The organism is Pseudoalteromonas sp. CR1, assembly GCF_019392235.1.
Taxonomy (GTDB): domain Bacteria; phylum Pseudomonadota; class Gammaproteobacteria; order Enterobacterales; family Alteromonadaceae; genus Pseudoalteromonas.
On record NZ_JAHXRM010000036.1, the window covers coordinates 1 to 1,216 of the forward strand.

Annotated in this window: 3 tRNA genes; 1 reads left to right on the plus strand and 2 read right to left on the minus strand. The window is 40.1% G+C overall.

From position 1 onward, the window contains the following. Position 1: 1 nt before the first annotated feature. Both KZZ04_RS18385 and KZZ04_RS18390 read right to left on the minus strand, forming a co-directional pair. Positions 2-77 (minus strand) — tRNA-Glu (locus KZZ04_RS18385). A 36-nt stretch (positions 78-113) separates the two neighbouring features. Next, positions 114-189: transfer RNA gene (locus KZZ04_RS18390), tRNA-Ala, on the minus strand. A gap of 737 nt (positions 190-926) precedes the next feature. Here KZZ04_RS18390 and KZZ04_RS18395 point away from each other — a divergent pair. Beyond that, positions 927-1,002 (plus strand) — tRNA-Val (locus tag KZZ04_RS18395). The last annotated feature ends 214 nt before the right edge of the window (positions 1,003-1,216 follow it).

The following is a 1,216-nucleotide window of genomic DNA, read 5'->3' on the forward strand; positions in this document are numbered from 1 at the left end:
ATGGCGTCCCCAAGGGGATTCGAACCCCTGTTACCGCCGTGAAAGGGCGGTGTCCTAGGCCTCTAGACGATGGGGACGCAGAAAACTGCTACCCTAGGACAAACACTAATAATTGGTGGAGCTATGCGGGATCGAACCGCAGACCTCTTCACTGCCAGCGAAGCGCTCTCCCAGCTGAGCTATAGCCCCAACTTAATCAACACTCACCGTAATAAGTACGTCGTGTATTGCTTAGTGCGGGGCGCATTCTATGCACCACCCAAAATAAAGTCAACAGTTTTTTATCCAGCTTTATTTAAATGGTTTAATTTTCAACAAACTGGCTATCAAGCATGCTAAAAAACACAATTTGATTAAAATCATTACCCTAATGCGACTCCCCTACACTTTTATTTTATGTGGCGTTACCAGTCAGTGAATTGTAATTCACTACTCTCCCCTCAAAAGGTATACATTTATATGCAATTCAAACTTTGCGGATATAATTTAAAGAATACTCACCTAACATCGCACTTTTGCTCCGACAGACCAATTAACTAAACATAGTAAAACAATAAATGATTTTTATGATTGCGCTTTAAAATATTTTTTCTTTGATCCGTATTTTATTTGTTATGACTTCTCAAGCCGGTAACAAAAAGTATACCCCCTCATTAGGGAGCGATTAAATGGCCAACAAAAAACAATCGCTTGTCTATTCCCCGAAAAAAAACTGGGTAGATGCAAATGTTATTTACAAATACCACAAATACGCCACATTTTTATACTACCCAACATATTCTGCCTATTAAATAGACGCAAGCTATATCCTGTTGTTTATAAAACCTTCATTCAGTACATTTTTATCATTCAAGTGTTGACACATTTCCAACTCTATCTATAATAGCGCCCCACAACAACGCAGCAATGTGATGTTGTTTAGATGCGGGTGATTAGCTCAGTTGGGAGAGCATCGCCCTTACAAGGCGAGGGTCACTGGTTCAAGTCCAGTATCACCCACCACTTTTTATAAGTGTTCGCATCTAAATTCTATATGAGCACAGCTCAGTTAGAAAAGAGAACAACACTGCTACTGACATGTAACAGCGATGTTCACTGGTTAAAGTCCAGTACTATTTATTTTAATAGTAGCGATATAAATTATATGTGGGTGATTAGCTCAGTTGGGAGAGCATCGCCCTTACAAGGCGAGGGTCACTGGTTCAAGTCCAGTATC